This window comes from Pseudovibrio ascidiaceicola (assembly GCF_900114245.1).
In the GTDB taxonomy this organism is placed as follows: domain Bacteria; phylum Pseudomonadota; class Alphaproteobacteria; order Rhizobiales; family Stappiaceae; genus Pseudovibrio; species Pseudovibrio ascidiaceicola.
The window spans coordinates 16973-32840 of sequence record NZ_FOSK01000015.1 but is presented as its reverse complement, the minus strand read 5'-3'; the positions used below and the strand labels follow the sequence as shown (position 1 = coordinate 32840).

At 52.7% G+C, this 15868-nt stretch carries 17 protein-coding genes; 8 read left to right on the top strand and 9 right to left on the bottom strand.

The features are described 5' to 3' along the window. Positions 1-34: 34 nt before the first annotated feature. From BM231_RS22570 to BM231_RS22560, 3 genes are read left to right on the top strand one after another with little or no spacing between them, the layout of a single operon-like run. Positions 35-1012 (top strand): ABC transporter permease, encoded by a 978-nt coding sequence (locus tag BM231_RS22570; protein ID WP_244527207.1) that lies wholly within the window; start codon positions 35-37, stop codon positions 1010-1012. Then, positions 978-1862, top strand: coding sequence for an ABC transporter permease (locus BM231_RS22565; protein ID WP_244310517.1), 885 nt, complete (start codon positions 978-980; stop codon positions 1860-1862). The genes BM231_RS22570 and BM231_RS22565 overlap by 35 nt, the downstream gene beginning before the upstream one ends. Next, positions 1849-3348: an ABC transporter ATP-binding protein gene (locus BM231_RS22560; protein WP_093523084.1), complete on the top strand. Its 1500-nt coding sequence runs from the start codon at positions 1849-1851 to the stop codon at positions 3346-3348. Before BM231_RS22565 ends, BM231_RS22560 begins: the two co-directional genes overlap by 14 nt. Before the next feature lie 38 nt (positions 3349-3386). Here BM231_RS22560 and BM231_RS22555 read toward each other — a convergent pair whose 3' ends face one another. From BM231_RS22555 to BM231_RS22515, 9 genes are all read right to left on the bottom strand, one after another. Next, positions 3387-3938: a gamma-glutamylcyclotransferase gene (locus BM231_RS22555; RefSeq protein WP_093523270.1), complete on the bottom strand. Its 552-nt coding sequence runs from the start codon at positions 3936-3938 to the stop codon at positions 3387-3389. Positions 3939-4018: 80 nt separating this feature from the next. Continuing rightward, positions 4019-4690, bottom strand: coding sequence for a M23 family metallopeptidase (locus BM231_RS22550; RefSeq protein ID WP_093523082.1), 672 nt, complete (start codon positions 4688-4690; stop codon positions 4019-4021). After that, positions 4687-5235: a hypothetical protein gene (locus BM231_RS22545; protein ID WP_093523080.1), complete on the bottom strand. Its 549-nt coding sequence runs from the start codon at positions 5233-5235 to the stop codon at positions 4687-4689. The genes BM231_RS22550 and BM231_RS22545 overlap by 4 nt, the downstream gene beginning before the upstream one ends. A 61-nt stretch (positions 5236-5296) precedes the next feature. Next, positions 5297-6493: an acyl-CoA dehydrogenase family protein gene (locus tag BM231_RS22540; protein ID WP_063301977.1), complete on the bottom strand. Its 1197-nt coding sequence runs from the start codon at positions 6491-6493 to the stop codon at positions 5297-5299. A 32-nt stretch (positions 6494-6525) separates the two neighbouring features. Further along, positions 6526-6960: an acyl-CoA thioesterase gene (locus BM231_RS22535; protein WP_063306863.1), complete on the bottom strand. Its 435-nt coding sequence runs from the start codon at positions 6958-6960 to the stop codon at positions 6526-6528. Further along, positions 6941-7591, bottom strand: coding sequence for a prephenate dehydratase (locus tag BM231_RS22530; protein WP_093523078.1), 651 nt, complete (start codon positions 7589-7591; stop codon positions 6941-6943). Before BM231_RS22530 ends, BM231_RS22535 begins: the two co-directional genes overlap by 20 nt. 415 nt (positions 7592-8006) lie before the next feature. After that, a complete protein-coding gene (locus BM231_RS22525; protein ID WP_093523076.1) occupies positions 8007-8705 on the bottom strand; it encodes a glutathione S-transferase family protein in 699 nt (232 codons plus the stop codon). Between the two features lie 184 nt (positions 8706-8889). Then, complete coding sequence (locus BM231_RS22520) at positions 8890-9822, bottom strand: LysR family transcriptional regulator (protein WP_093523074.1); 933 nt, start codon at positions 9820-9822, stop codon at positions 8890-8892. A 642-nt stretch (positions 9823-10464) separates the two neighbouring features. Continuing rightward, entirely contained in the window at positions 10465-11400 is a 936-nt protein-coding gene (locus BM231_RS22515; RefSeq protein ID WP_093523072.1) for a LysR substrate-binding domain-containing protein, read from the bottom strand. Between the two features lie 125 nt (positions 11401-11525). Here BM231_RS22515 and BM231_RS22510 point away from each other — a divergent pair, with 125 nt between their 5' ends. The 5 genes from BM231_RS22510 to BM231_RS22490 all read left to right on the top strand — a co-directional run bounded on the left by BM231_RS22510 (position 11526) and on the right by BM231_RS22490 (position 15841). Further along, positions 11526-12362 carry a transporter substrate-binding domain-containing protein gene (locus BM231_RS22510; RefSeq protein ID WP_093523070.1) on the top strand — a complete coding sequence of 279 codons (837 nt, stop codon included), beginning with the start codon at positions 11526-11528 and terminating at the stop codon, positions 12360-12362. A 4-nt stretch (positions 12363-12366) separates the two neighbouring features. Beyond that, a complete protein-coding gene (locus BM231_RS22505) occupies positions 12367-13341 on the top strand; it encodes an amino acid ABC transporter permease (protein ID WP_063292855.1) in 975 nt (324 codons plus the stop codon). Positions 13342-13408: 67 nt separating this feature from the next. Then, a complete protein-coding gene (locus BM231_RS22500; protein ID WP_093523068.1) occupies positions 13409-14215 on the top strand; it encodes a gamma-glutamyl-gamma-aminobutyrate hydrolase family protein in 807 nt (268 codons plus the stop codon). A gap of 120 nt (positions 14216-14335) precedes the next feature. After that, entirely contained in the window at positions 14336-14905 is a 570-nt protein-coding gene (locus tag BM231_RS22495) for a DUF3885 domain-containing protein (protein ID WP_208860583.1), read from the top strand. A 39-nt stretch (positions 14906-14944) separates the two neighbouring features. Further along, positions 14945-15841 carry an alpha/beta fold hydrolase gene (locus tag BM231_RS22490; RefSeq protein ID WP_093523066.1) on the top strand — a complete coding sequence of 299 codons (897 nt, stop codon included), beginning with the start codon at positions 14945-14947 and terminating at the stop codon, positions 15839-15841. Positions 15842-15868 lie beyond the last annotated feature (27 nt).

Below are 15868 nucleotides of genomic sequence, written 5' to 3'. Positions count from 1 at the left end.
GCACTAGACAACCAACAACAGGCAGGCCGTTCTTGTGGTACCTCCGATTATTTTAAACATGCTGTCTGGTCTGGGCGTTCGCCTCCTGGTGTTTGCTCTGCTGGTTTTGCTGGTGTTCTTTTTACCGCGAATGCTTCCGGGGGACCCTGTTGAGGTGTTTCTTTCATCTGACCTTTCGCGCAACCTCACCGGCGCTGAGAGTGCTGAGCTTCGAGCTCAGTTCGGCTTGTCGGGGAATTGGCCGCAGCAGCTGGCGGTTTATCTTTGGGATCTTGTCAGAGGCGATCTGGGCTATTCGGTTCCGCATGCAGCACCAGTCTCGGATTTGCTAAAAGCGTCCATCCCATGGACCCTGCTGCTTATCGCCTGCGCTGCGCCTATCTTTCTGCTTGCGGGGGCTGCTGGTGGTATTGAAGCAGGCAAAGCGCCTGGTGCTTTTTTTGACAGGATCGCGACCGGTGTTGTGACGGTTATTGCCAGCATCCCGCCATTTACTTCTGCTGTTCTGTTGCTGCTTGCTTTTGGCATTTTGTGGCCCGTATTGCCATCTGGCGGATCGGAGCCTTTGTTTCCCAGCAGTAACCCGATACAGCGGGATTTTGATATTGCCCGCCACGCAGTGTTGCCCGTGCTGGCACTGTCCTTGCACGAAATCTCCCGGTTCTATTTTCTGGCACGGGGAGAGGCGATTACGCTGTCTCAGCGGCCTTTCATCCTCAACGCCTGCGGGCGTGGCATCAAAGGCTGGCGCTTGCGTACGGCTTATTACGGGAGAAGCCTGTTTCCTGTTTTTCTGGCGCGGATGAGTGATGCGCTGACAGGCTTGTTTGGTGCCGTCCTGTTCGTCGAGATTGTCTTCTCTTATCCTGGAACAGGGCATTTGATTTACAATGCGATTTTGGATCGTGATTACGTTTTGTTGCAGGGTGCCGTCATCGTTATGGCTGGTCTGGTTTTGCTGCTGAACTGGGTCATTGATGCTGTCGCAACAAGTCTGGCGCGTAGAGGGTGATCTTATGCTTGGTTATTGGTCACCAATCACACAAAGTGCTGGTTTCATTTCACGAGGAGCGATTGCTGCCTCAGCTGTGCTGGTTATGGCAGGCTTTGCACTGTCAGAAAGTTTGCCCTCTTACAAAACCAGCCCCGATGTCTTGCAGGCTCCGAGCATGGAGCACTGGCTTGGTACAAATGGGATTGGGCAGGATGTCTTTGTCGGCCTTGTAAGAGCTGCTCCCATCACGGTGTTTCTCGCACTCATTACGGCAACCGCAGCTCTTGTGCTGGCATTGGCTGCGTCTAGTCTGGCCGCGTTTGGCGGGCCGCGCATTCGTAGTGCAGTCTTGCGATTGGTGGATGTGCTGCAGGTGATCCCGTCTATCCTTTTGCTACTGTTGTTGGCGGCCTGGATACAGCCCGGCTTCCTTGGGCTTGTGGTGCTTCTGTCGCTGACTGGCTGGCACGAGGATGTGCGTGTTGCTCTGCCGATTTTGCTGCGGGAACTGACCCGCGAGAACGTGCATTTTGCACGGCGCATGGGGGCCAGTCGCAGATACTGCCTGCGCCATCACATCCTTCCCGCGATCTGGCCTGCGATTGTTGGTTTGTTTTTGCAAAATGTACGGCAGGCAGCCCTGAAAACAGCTGGTTTCGGTTTTTTGGGGCTGACTGATCCAAGGCTGCTGACCTGGGGCAGTATGATACAGGATTCAATGGACTATCTTTATACGGAGGCATGGCTCTGGCTCTTGCTTCCGCCTGCGGGAGCGCTTTCTCTGTTTCTCGTTGGTATTTTGATTATTGGTGAAGGCTACATGTCAAACGGCAATCTCAACGGAAAGGAACATCATGATCCGCGTTGAGCAGCTTAATCTTTACTACGGTCACCAGTCTTTGCTGGAGGACATCTCTTTTGAGATCCACAAAGGCCAAACTCTGGCGGTTATTGGAGAGCCTGGGGGTGGTAAAACGAGCCTCGCCCGTTCCCTGATGGGTCTTATTCAAGGATACAGGCTGGCAGAAAATGAGCAGCCATCGGCCTCCAACCATTTCAGCTGGAATGGAGAAGCTTGGCTGGGAGATATGAATGTCCTGCGTTCGTCCCGAGCACAATTGCAGGGAATGCGAGGATGTTCTGCAGGGTTGATCGTCCAAGCGCTGTCGGATGCATTGAACCCGCACCTGACGGTCCTGCAGCATGTGCAGGAGATGCTGAGAGCGCATGGACTTTATGAGCGTGATGCCCATGAGGAATGCGCCAGAGGGAATATCCCGGAACGTCTTTTGCATCGCTATCCCTCGGCTCTGAGCGGCGGGGAAATTCAGCGCGTTTTGACGGTGCTTGCACTGGCAAACTCGCCTGAGTTTCTCATTATGGACGAACCGACTGCAGCGCTGGATACCTTCAATCGGGAAATCGCCATTCGTTCGTTTCAGACTGGGAGTGAGGACCGTTGCCAGATGTTGATCACGCACGACATCGAACTGGCACGTCGTCTGGCAAGTCATGTGGCCGTACTGCGCAAAGGCAATTTAACTGAGATCGGAACAGCTGAAGAGGTGCTCGACAGGCCGCGCAGCATCTACACCCAGCAACTGCTGAAACTGAGGCGAAACGCGCATAACTCAGCCCCGATCCTAGCGAGTGGAGAAGGGGGGTATCCGGAGTTGGAGGCTCGTAGTGGTCATGGATTGACCCTTGATAAACTGCATCACAGCTTTGATGGAAGAGCCTTGCTCTCCAACATTTCTGCATTCGTGCCAGCTGGCCGGTGTCTTGCTATTTTGGGGGGAAGCGGAAGCGGCAAAACCACGCTTGCGCGATTGTTGAGCGGCTATGAAACCGTGCAGGATGGTTTCGTTTATTGGCAGAATGAGGAAGGGCGCGCCAAATCCGTGGTGGCGCTGATACCACAACACCCGCACCGCGCTATGGCCTGTCATTTTACGGTCTATGAGGTCCTTAAAGAGGCACTCATGCTGTCTGGTGGAGATCAGTCTGAACTCACGCGGCTGCTGGAGCGGGTTGGTTTGCCGACGGATTCAGATTTCCTGCACCGTAAGACCAGAAAGCTGTCTGGCGGTGAAGCGCAGCGGCTGGTGATTGCACGGGCACTGGCAACGCGGCCTCAATGTCTGGTGGCTGATGAGCCAACCTCTGCGTTGGACATGCAAGCCCGCAGTCAGGTGTTGGAAATATTGCGCAGTGTAATGCGGAACAAGAAGATGGCTCTGGTGCTCTTCACTCATGATCATGCCGCCGCCCGCTCGCTGGCAGACAAAGTCTGTCATTTGGAACAGGGCGAACTCATCTGCACCCAAGCGCCGGAAACGAACGCTGCAAGCTGAAACGAGGACCAGCACGTTTTGGCAACGTGCTGGTTTGCTTAGGCTGGGGCTGCTGCATCAGACCGTATCGAGCGCACGCGGTCTGAGAGCCAGTCCAGGTCCGGGTCTGCGATACCGAGCTCTGTCAGGTGATCTGCTGTGTTCCAGAGGTAGTCACAGTTCGGGCCGCGCTCGCCAGCAGCTGTCGCGATGATCTGAGCTTGTTCTTCGGCGTTAAACTGCCCGTATTGCTCATGCTCGCGGTTGACCACATAGGTGAGCGCCTCAACCTCGCGGCCATCCTGTAGTTTAAGCGTGGTGATGATTTCTCTATACGCCGGATTGAACAGCTCTCGTTTGCGTAAGTCTTCCAGCACCTTCTCTTGCCCATCACGGGGAATGCCCAAAGCAACGCCGCTGCAATACGCATCAGGTGCTGCATCCAGTGCCAAAACCAGACCGTGTTTGTCGAAGGTGCCACGGTAGCGCAGGGAGCACAGGCAGAACCGGCGTTTCCAGCCATCAAGACGGGCGGGCACTTGCTCAACGGGTTCAAAGCCGGGGTGCCAGATGAGCGAGCCGTAGCCAAAGACCCAAAGAATATCTTTCATTTCTTTTCCCTTTTCAGGAGAATATTGAAAAGCAAAAAGGGCACCGTGAAAGGCGCCCTTTGCGATCAAATCTCAGCTGATCAATCCATAATCAGTTGATAGGACGCCACGAGACTGGTGTAAGGCGGCAGGAAAACCGACTTTGGTTCGCCGTTCAGCATCACCGTGTCTTTTGCATCAAAATGCAGATGGATTGGTAGCGGTCCAAGCCAGTTGTTGGAGATCTTGCCAATGCGGTTGCCTCTGACGATCTTGTCCATTGGCTTCACCTGTAGTGTGCCCATGTCCAGATGCACATAGCGATACAGCGTGCCGGTGGCGCTCTGGATGGTCACACCAAAACGACCTACATGAGCAACAATGCCGTCTTCTGCTGCAACAGCCCAGTGCTTGCTGGCTTCGCATGATGCCGGACGAATATCCTGCCCCTGATGGCCGCCTGAGGCGCAAACTGGCAGATCGGCTCTACGGAACTCGCAGAAGTTATCGCGCCATGGGTAGGAGTAGTTCACAGGATCACACTCGGACCCGCCATCAGCTTTGAACCCGCCGGGCGCATAAGCGTGAGAGTTGGCATAGGCTGGGCCGGACTCCACCGGAAAGCGCATGTTTGGGAAAAAGATGGCATGGCTTGCAACACCCTTGCCGGTGTCTGCAATCAGGTCACCCGGCTGCATAAAGCGGGAGGCGTCTTCCGCCTGTGCGGAGAAACCAAAGGTCAGGGCCAGACAGAGATAGATAAATCGCATCATTGGTTTGCTCCATTCACAACAAGGAGGGTCTGAACGACGCTTTGAAGAAAATCAGGCTTACGGCAGCGCGTGTCTTTGATCGGGTTATCGCAAGTCAGGCGGATTGTGTAATGCGCCCCGTAGCGGTTCAGATTGTAGTCTGCCCCGTTGCCGATGGACTCATGCGCTGTTGCCTTATGATGCTCGGTGAGATCTTCTGTTCCGGTCAGCACACTGTGAGAACCGAGAATGCTGATCTGCGCACCTTCCAGAGTGTAAAACGCAGCATAGGATGAGTTCTGGCTTCCGAACTGCGGTGTCTCCATCTTCGCATCACTGCCGAAAATCAAGACTGGCAGTTCAATGTAGCTGAGCTTGCCGTTGGTGGCTGCGACGAACTTCTCCACGGCGGCCGGATCCCGTGCGAGTGACCGCTTTGCAGCGGTTTTGGCTGCTTGCCAATCGATCTTGGTTGGCACACGCTCAACACCATTCTTTGCCAGAGTGGGAGCGGCGGTTGTTGCTGCCAGAAGAGTGGCCGCTAATGCGACTTTGGCGAATTCCATAAAAGTCTCCTGTAAATGCAAAAGAGTGCAAAGCCCCGGCAATATCGGGGCCTGCATCAAATCATGCGGTTTCAAGCAAGCGTTCTTCGCGCACGGGTGCTGCTTCTTTTGCAGCCTTTGCTTCCAGCCGTTTCATCTGACTGATGATATTGCGGCGGTGCATTTCCTCAGTGCCACCCACGGCGCAAAACGCCAGTGCATCACGAAGGAAGGTCGAAACCTCACCCTGATGATAGCCTTTGGTGCCGTACAGCTTGAGCAGGTCAATAGCGCCGCTGGTGATTGCTTCAGCCCCAACTAGCTTGGCAATAGAGCAGGTCATACCTGCTTCCGGAGCACCGGACAGAAGTTGCTGGAGCGCGCCATAAGCAGTCCACTTGGCGGATTCTGCGGAGATACGCATGTCAGTCAGCTTTTTCTGCACGTACTGGAACTCCAGGACCGGCACTTCGAAGGTCTGACGCTCCTGAGCGTAGCGCATCGCTTCCTTCAGCATCGGCTCAATCATCCATGCAGAAACCAGACCGTAATACAGCCTGCCGAGGGAAACGAAGGTGATCAGGTTCCGCAGGCCCTTGCCGGGAATGCCAAGCAAGTCACCGTAATGCAGCGGGATATTGGTGAACTTCATCGGCCCTGTTGGCAAATCCAGATTGCCGAGCTTCTGGTCGTAGTCGCCAACTTCCAGGCCCTTGGTGCCTGCATCCAGCAGGATGAGCGAGATGCCATCACGAGCGTGGCCATCCAGCTTACACACGACAAGTGTGAAATCCGCCACGGGCGCATGGGCGATGTTGTATTTGGCACCATTGAGCATGAAAGTCTCATTTGGTCCCGGTGTCAGTACAGAAGAGGTGGAGCGTACATCGGTGCCCGTGTCAGGGTCCGCAATTGCAGTCGCGCTCAGCTTTCCTTTGAGGATACGGCCAAGATAATCCTTCTTCTGCGCTTCCGTGCCGAACAGGTTGAGTGCATGAACCATGCCTGCCTGTGCTATGACAGAAAGCAGAATACCCGGCGTACGTACGGAACATGCAAGACCTTCCAGAGCAGCGGTAAAGTCCCACCAGTCTGTGCCTGCGCCGCCATATTCTGCCGGGACGATGATCTTCCAGAGACCGGCTTCTAAAAGCCGGTCCCATGTGTCCTGATCAAATGCCTGCTTGCCAGCATGAAGCTCTGAGTGGTCAATCTGGCTGCCAATTTGAGCATACTTTGCTCGCAGAGCCTGTTGACGTTCATTCCATTGTAGATCCATCAGAGATCTCCAGATTTCAAAAGTGACGGATCTTAAGCTGGCTCGTGCATTGCGACAGGTTCTTGCAGAGCTGCAACCGCAGTCTTGAACTCATCCGGCACCGGATAGGTCGCCTGCTTTTCGTAATCAAACATCACGTGAGTGGAAGCTGCATTGGCAACCACACGGCCATCTGCATCACCAAGACGCATTTCATGCTGCATCTCAAAGCTCTTGCCGCCAAACTTTGTCACGCGGCTCAGCACAACCAGATGGTCGCCATAAAGAGCCTGAGAAACGTAGTCACAAGAGGTCTTCACCATGATGTGCGGCAGCTTTTCAGATTTAGGCAGCTTGAGCAGGTCATGCATGTATTCCAGGTAAGCGGACTGCATGTAATCATAGTAGATCGGGCTGCTCACATGGCCCATTGAATCTGTATCGCGGTAGCGGATATCGATTGGTGTTTCATAAGCTTTCTGTGTCATGAAATTCCCTCCTGTTGGGGTTTTGAAAATCATTGGTGAATGAAGGCTGGGTATGTGTTGCGGCCTGCAATGGGCCGTGAATGGTGAAGCCCATAGGCACGGGGCCGTGCTTTGTCAGGACAGTCAGTGAAAACTCGTTGGCGGAGCACAGCGTGGTGATGCAGCCATCAGCCTCCCCTTTGGCGCACACAGCTGCGGCTTGCGCATTGCTGGTTACGTATTTGCGCTCAATAGATGCCGGGATCAGTTTTTCCGGCGCCGGATGTGTTGCGCAAAGGGCGGGCGTTTTGCCGGTAGATGAGGCCAGCACCATGTTGTCGGTGTTCATGATGAACACGTCCATCAATTTCAGTTGGCCGATGTGCTCATAAATTATCGAATGAAGATGTGGGTAGGCGACGACACTCAACAGAACGGATTTGCGGCATTTGGCAACGGCTTCCGCTGCAATTTCCATGGTTGGGTGAAGAAAGACCTCGGCGTTCTGGCAATGGCGCTTGACCCAGGTCAGAGCTGCCCTTTCGCAGTTCGTTCCAGTCGGCCCCAAGGTGTGAACTTGCCGGACCCAATCAAAGGACAGTGGGGCTGTTCCTTTGGCCAAATAGTCCGAAGCTTCGAGATGTGCATCCATAAATTCTCTGATCCTTCACTTGGGAAGAAAGACTGAAAAATGCCGATGCAGGATTTGCGCGAGGCGCACCCCCTGACAAACTGCGTGGCTTGTCGTTGTTCTTATGCATGGCAGAGCGGTAGCACGCGCAGACTCGAATGAATCTCCGTTTGCCCTGCCGGGTTTGAGGTGAATTTTAGTTCCTCGCGTCCAGTAATATTTTTTCGTGTGACCCTATGGAGCCGGAAAGGTTTGCTTTGAACAAGCTGAAAAAACTGATGGCTTCCCTCAGGATAGATGAGGAATGCCTCCACGGAAGTTATTGCTTGTAAATTATTGATAATACAGGGGCTTGCATAAAAAGAAGGCACCGCAAAAATTTGCGATGCCTTCTGAAGGGGTTAGTTATTTGGAGTTGTGTGAAATATCTGTGGTGCTAGGCAGCGACAGCTTCGCTCACAGCTTTGCGACCCATATAATCATGAAGATCCAACATGCGTTCGAACCACAAATTGACGGGGTCACTCGGAGCAAGAATTGGATCTGGACAGCACACTTTGCACCACTGCAAGGTCCCGAACAGAACATAATCTGCATGCATCGCTTTCTCACCACCGAACCAATCCTGGTTGGTGAGCAGGTCGCGCACGGGGTTCAACTTCTCCGGCAATGTGCTCAGTTCGGCGTCTCGCCCTGCGTAGACATCTTCGAGCGATTTTCCGAACCGTTTTTCGCGGGCAGGCCGGAAGTAGGCGCGGTCGGCATCGCTCATGATGTTGTACATATCCATCACAGCAATCACCGCCAATGTCGGGTGGAGCACGGTTTTGCAGTAGCTTTCCACAAAGTGGGAAAGTTGGAGACCTCCAGGGCCATCAAAAAGGCTAGGCGCATCCTGATAGGTCTCTTCCAAATATTCGGCGATCTCAAAACTGTCGCCTAAAAGAGTGCCTTGATCGTTGAGAACCGGAACGCTGGTGAAGGATCCATCTTCAATTTTAGAAATGTCGCCAAAGGAAACGGGCTTCAGTTCAAAATCGAGCCCTTTGTGCTTCAGGGACATCATAATTTTCCAGACATGCGGGGAGTAGTGCTGCCCTGAGGCTCCGCTGAGGCTGTAAAGAAGTCTTTGCATATGGCTTCTCCCGATGAGAATAAAACAATGGGTTTGTGCTAAAAAGTTCCTCAGTATTCCGGATTGTTTTTGTCTTTAACGCCAACTGGACAGAGCAGCCATCCGCCCAACTGGAAAGCAGGATGCAGCGGACTCCAGCTCATGGCTGAGCTGGAGTCTTGCAAATCTGGTTCTTTTGAAAGTGTCAGGATGCGATCAGCGCCGCCCCAAGTGTTCGGTCGTCTTCAAACGAGAGGCTCGTGCAGTTGTCTGTCGCCAAAATGGAGCGAACTGCTGCAATCACCGGGTCTTCTATCCGACAGGACAGGTGCGCAAACAACACGCGGGCTGATTTTTGCACCTGAGAGAGCAAGACGATATCACCCTGGTTCTCTTGAGGGTTGGTCGAATTGGCATGAACGAGCCCGATACCGACACCGCTGGCAATTAAGGCCCGTGTAACGCCCTCGTCATCTACATTGATCACCCGTTTGGGTCTGATGCCGTGCGTGTCCAGAAGATCTCTTGCCACTCGACCACAACAGGAGTTGCCACTTGGATAGATCCACGGCACGTTTTCAAGCGCCTTCCAGTTCACTTCGGCAGCGACGGGCACCATGTCCGCAGGTGCTGCGAGATAAACGCAGAAATTGGAGATTTCCAACGTGGACAGTCCGGCATCGTCCTCGCCCGTTTCCGTATAGAATCCGGCGTCCAGGCTACCATTGCGAATGCCTTCCAGTACCCTCACAGATGGGCGATGCTGCAGCTCAACTTCAACCTCAGGAAATTCCTGAGACATGGCAGCAAGCAGATTGCTTACAACGCCTGTGCTTGAGTTGCGACCAGCGCCGAGGGTCAAGTTACCAGCAAGGCTTCCGCGTAAGCGGGATGCTTCCTCCAGAAATTTCTGATGCCGATCCAGCAATTGGTGTGCTTCCGTCAGGAGGCGTTGCCCGTCGGGTGTAACAGCCATTCCGCGCGGTGTGCGTTGGAAGAGCGTTAATCCCAATGTCTCTTCCATGTTCTTGATATGCGCACTGACAGCGGGCTGGCTGCGAAAGAGCAATTCTGAAGCTTTGGTTATGCTGCCTTCGCGCGCCACCGTCACGAAGGTTTTGAGTTGATGAATGTCCATCCTTTTCCTTCCAATAAGAAAAGAGTTTCTTGAACGTATTCGGCTCTGAAAAGGACAATAACTATGCTCAGCCGTTGGCTTTGGGCTAGTGTGCTGGCACCCGCTTAACGGGTATGCCCTGCTATCACCCTACGATAACTCTGCAGTCAGACCAAGCCTACTTTTGAATGCCTGTTCTTCTGCGAAATGCATTTCCGGCCTTATTGCCGGGCCGGATGCTGAGCTCCTGAATTCCTTGTGATAGCGACGTTTGATTCCGCCGCGATAAGTAAATTATTTTGAGGCTTCGATGAATAATTTGATTGCTCGTCATCATATAAGTAGTTTTTTCCGTAGTTTGGTTTAGTGATTTTAATTTTGTTGTATTTATTGCTGTGAGAATTTGTATTTATGAATATAGGAATTATATTTATTTAATATGACAATACATAACCAATGAATATTGTATAGTGCTAAAGTGAATTATTGATAATCACTTAGAGATTGAATTTTGTTTGCTTGACGATGTATTAGGCAGATGGGGTGAAAGGTGATTACTTCCTCGGCACATTGACGGGAACCATGAAGGGGGAGCTGACAATGTGTCGGGAGCATGTGGGTTTGTCTGAGGAGCTTATCCAGATAGTTTTTGATGCAAGAGGCTTAGCGAATTTGCATCTGCGTCATCTCGTTGCTCAGCCAGTTGATGAAGTCCCACACTGGGGCTGAGGGGATAGATGTTTCTGGCAAGACAAACTGGAAGGCGCGCTGGCATGGAAGTGTCTCAGCGAAGGGCTCTACGAGCGTGCCTGCATTCAATGCATCAATGACATAGAGGTCTCTGAGAATGGCAAAGCCCCGTCCGGCAATCGCGCTTTGCAAGATAAGGTCAGTGTTGTTGAACGTGAGCTGCTGCACCATCTGGCCGGAAAAGTCTGGCCAACTGGCCTCCAGATACTTCTGCCAATGGAAGGCCTCGTCTTCATGGATAAAATCGGCATTGGCGAACAGCTCAACCGGAGCTGAATGCGGCGCCAGCTGCTCTCCCGCAATCGCCTCCAGATAGCTTGGTGAACACACCACGCGCATACGTTCCTGCGGCAGGGGAATAAGCGGAGATGCGCCGAGGTCGCCTTCAGGCTTGGGCAGTAGACGCAGTGCCACATCGAGCTTTTCTTCTGCAAAATCAACAAAGCGATTGGCTGCACTGATCCGGATCGCCACATGCGGGTGCAAAGCGGAGAACTGGGCCAAACGCGGGACCAGCATAATGGAGGCAAGAGACGGCGCAATGCCGATTGTAAGCTGTTTTCGTGCTGTCTGACTGGCGAGTAGGTATGAGAGGTTCTCTATACCATTGTTGATTGCAGAGACCTCCGAAAGAATATCCTGAACCAGCTCCGTCTGCTCCAGATTTCGTCCGTTCATGCGGAACAGTTTGACGTCCCAACGCTCTTCTAACTGCTTGATATGATAGGATACTGTTGGTTGTGAGACGTTCAGTTCCCGCGCGGCGGCGGAGATGGATTTGTGCCGTGCGACTGCTGCCAGCGCGCGTAATTCCTGAAGGGTGGGGACGAAACGTCGAGATATAGCCATGAATGAGGTATAGAGTTTTTCTATACATAGATCAATCAGACTGATTTGCCTTGCTTTGACCCGCACTTATAAACTGCCCAAAACTATGAGAAATATCCGTCATAATGACGAATTTGGGGGTTGGGATGTTTAAAAATACCGGAAAAGCCATTTTAGGGGCTGCATTGTTTGTCTCTGTAAGCGTTGTTGGCATGAGCGCACAGGCTGGAGAGGCTCTGGACGCGATCATGAAGAGCAAGACGTTGCTCGTGGGCTCTAACTCAGATTACCGCCCGAATGCCTTTATGGGAGACGACAACCAGCTGCAGGGCTTTGATATTGACGTTTCCAAAGAGATCGCAAAGCGCCTCGGCGTTGATGTGCAGTTTGTCACTCCGGGCTGGGAAATCATGACTGCAGGGCGCTGGTCTGGCAGATGGCATATGGTTGTAGGCTCCATGACCCCAACCAAAGCTCGGGCGCAGGTACTGGATTTCCCTGCCGTGTACTACTACACCCCGGCGGCCTTTGCGGTTCATAAAAACTCCAAGGCAACATCGCTTAAGGATCTAGACGGCAAGGTGATTGGCGTTGTGGGTTCGTCCACCTACCACAAGTATCTGGAGCACAAGCTTGAGATTGATGCGGTTGGCGCACCAGCTTTCGAATATGCTGTAACGCCGGGCGAGATCAAACTTTATAGCGATATCAATGAGTTTGACGAGCTGTCTCTTGGCGATGGTGTACGCCTTGACGCATTGGCGCAGTCCGTTCCTGTCATTCAGCAGGCGATGAAGAAAGGCCTGCCGATCAAGCAGTTGGGCGATCCAATCTTCTATGAGCCGCTGGCGATTGCAATCGACAAGGGCGACAAGGAACTGAGCGACAAGCTGGCTTCCATTGTTGAAGACATGAAGAGTGACGGCACTTTGACCAAGCTCTCCGTGAAATGGCACGGTGCGGATCTCGTGAGCGTTAAGTAAGATCATGGTCACACTCACCAATGGTGCTTTCAGGCAGGGTCCAGCCCGCCTGAAAGCTGCAGCAACGCTTGGTTCACTTGCCTTCGTGCTCGCGTTCTTTCTCGCGTTCAATCAAGGCCTGATCGGGTCATTCCTTCGCCCTGCGATGAGTGAGGAAACACTTGCCGGCTGGTGGGGGCGTTTTTCTGTATCCATGGTGATTTTCCTGCTGGTGTCAGGACTGGGGTTTCTCGTCCTCAGCCTGTCCCGGCGGGCTCAGCTGATAACCGTGTGGCTTTTACTTGCTGCCGGAGCTCTCGGGTTCTTTTTGAGCTTTGAGCTGAGTTTTGAGTTTATCGGTCGCAAACTGCCATTCCTGATCACAACAGGGGCGTTCACCACGCTCTATGTCTCTGCCATTGCGATCACACTGGCCTTCATATTTGCTTTGCTGGGGGCCACGGCCAAGCTCTCGGGCATTGGTGTTGTTGAGGGTGTTGGCGCCTTTTACACCTCGTACTTTCGCGGTGTGCCACTGCTGGTGCAGCTCTTTTTGATCTACCTCGGCCTACCGCAAATTGGCTATGTCATCTCGCCCGTTCCTGCAGCAATCATCGCCCTGTCGCTGGTGTACGGGGCGTATATGACCGAGATTTTCCGCTCTGGCATCCAGTCGATCTCACTTGGGCAATGGGAAGCTGCGGATGCGTTGGGCTTGCCGCGTTTGTTGACGTTTCGAAAAGTCATCCTGCCCCAAGCCATGCGGGTTATCGTGCCGCCAACGGGCAACCAGTTCATCGCGATGCTCAAGGATTCCTCGCTGGTTTCAGTTGTGGGCGTTTGGGACATCATGTTCATTGCACGAACGCAGGGGCGATCCGACTTCAAGATTCTGGAGATGCTGATCACCGCCTCCATCATCTATTGGGTCATGTCCGTTATGCTGGAATTTGTGCAACAGCGAATTGAGACACATTACGCAAAATCGCTGAAGCGATAATTATTCTTCCATTGATTTTGAGCGCATAGGTGCGCCACGAGTTTTCGTGCCCTGAAGGGATACGCTTATGACAAGCAATACTGGCAAAACCACGCCGCAGAGCGTGGCTGCTGATAAAAGAACCATTGTCGGAATTTTGGCGAATTCCTCGCAAGAAGCTGGTCTTGGAACGCAAACCATTGATGATAAGTACCTGACAGCCGCATTGCAGGCTGTTGGAGCAATCCCTCTCATCATTCCGACACTTCTGAAGGAAGCCGAACTGGCTCATGTGCTGTCTTTGGTTGACGGGCTTATTTTGACAGGCGATGCCTCCAACATTCAGCCAGCCTATTACAATAATGATGGCACCTCTGAGAGCCATGGCCCTTTTGATGATAAACGCGACACTGCCGCGTTTGCATTGATCCGTGCCGCTTTTGAAAAAGACCTGCCGCTGCTGGGAATCTGCCGCGGCATGCAGGAAATGAACGTGGCTTTTGGCGGCACAATCCGAAACGACTTATATGCGAACCATGAGTTTTCGCTGCACCACCCCATCGACTACAAACTGCCACCAATACAAAGATACGGGGCAGCCCATCAACTCATCCTTGAAGAGAATGGACTATTGACCACTATCCTTGGCGAAGGCGTCCATCAGGTAAATTCTCTGCACGAACAAGCGGTTGAGAGGCTTGGTGAAGGGCTTGTGCTTGACGCCCTTTCTGAGGATGACGTGATTGAAGCCTTTCACCACCCAGACAAAGCGTTCTTCCTTGGCGTTCAGTGGCATGCGGAGTTTGAAGCGGTGAGCAACCCTGTCTCCACTCGCATTTTTGCAGCCTTCTGTGCGGCAATGCAAAGCTATGAGAATGTGAAGGTGTCTCTGTAATTCCTCACAATTCAAAGAGCATTGCAGCTATTTACCTAGGAAAATTCGAACCAATCTCAACTAAGTGTCCTCTGATTATTCAATGGTTCCGCTGTATGGTTGAGACAAGGTTGTATCATTGTGAAAAGGTTCATTGATCAATGGAGAGGCTATTTTGGCGACTTACCGCCTTATAGCCATTATCTCCGTGAGGCGTTGCCGGAGCGCTGGGTCAGGTTTCATGCTTTGCCGGAGGCGAAGCGATATGCAGAGACACCAGAAGAAGAAGCCGTGATTTTTCATCGCGCGCGGATTTTAGGGAACCGGATTTTGAAGGAGGGGCAAAAATGCCTCTTCGTGGAGTACTTTCCAAATTTTGATGAGTATCCATTACCGTACAGCCACAAACTCCTCGATCAGTTTCGACTGAAATACTGGTTTAAATGGAAGTACAAGGAAGATCCCTTTGGGGAACAGGAAACCTTGGGGTTTTACGGGAATGAAGTCCGCTGGTTTCCGGAAGTATGTCGCGAGGCCCTCAAAGACGCAGCGCAGGATGAAGAGCGGTTCCTACTCATGAACCGGGAAACCTCCCGGATCGTCGCTCCTTACGATGGTGGATTTGATTGCTTTTTGCTGAACGGAGAAGAGGTTGCACGCCTTAAGAATGACTATAAGGATTGGCTTTCTCCCAGTGACTCTGGTCTATAATGTTTGAAAGGCTAGAGCGCGATATAGGGGACTGGACATATGAAGTTTATTGAAGCCGGGGTACTGAACATCGCCTACATGGATGTTGGGCCAAAGTCAGGTGTTCCAGCGGTTCTGCTTCATGGCTTTCCTTATGACGTGCACAGCTATGACGAGGTTTCCGTCATTCTCGCCAATCGTGGTTTTCGGTGCATCATTCCTTACTTACGCGGCTACGGGCCAACCCAATATCTGTCTCCTCAAACCCCGCGCTCCGGTCAGCAAGGCGCCCTGGCCTTTGATCTGCGGTCTCTGATGGTAGCCCTTGAGTTGCCGCAGGCGATTGTTGCGGGCTACGATTGGGGTGGTCGCGCCGCTTGCATCGCCGCTGCTCTTTGGCCAGAAAAGGTGAGGGGGCTCGTAAGTGCCGGTGTTGCCTACAATATCCAGAACATTCCAGCAGCCTACCGGCCTGCCTCTCCTGAGGAAGAGCAGCTCTGGTGGTATCAGTATTACTTCCACAGTGAGCGTGGCCGGAATGGTTTGACAGAAAACCGGGAAGACCTGACCAGACTGCTCTGGCAGCAATGGTCACCCACCTGGGATTTCTCCCGCCGCACCTTCCGTGAGACCGCCGAGAGCTTTGATAACCCTGACTTTGTGGAGACCGTTATTCACTCCTACAGGCATCGTTTTGGGTTGGTAGAAGGAGATCCCGCCTTTGAGAAGATTGAGGTGCTGCTGACAGCTCAGCCAAAAATCAATGTGCCCGCAATTACATTGCTTGGTGCCAATGATGGTGTCAGCCCACCACGACATAGCAAAGGGCATGAGACGAACTTCAACGGACATTATGAGGCGCGTGTTGTTGAGGGCGCAGGGCATAACCTGCCGCAAGAAAGCCCTGAGGCCTTTGCCGCTGCAATTGTCGAAATAGCTGACAAAACAGAATCGTAAGCCTCATTCAAGAGGTGGGGAGAGAGG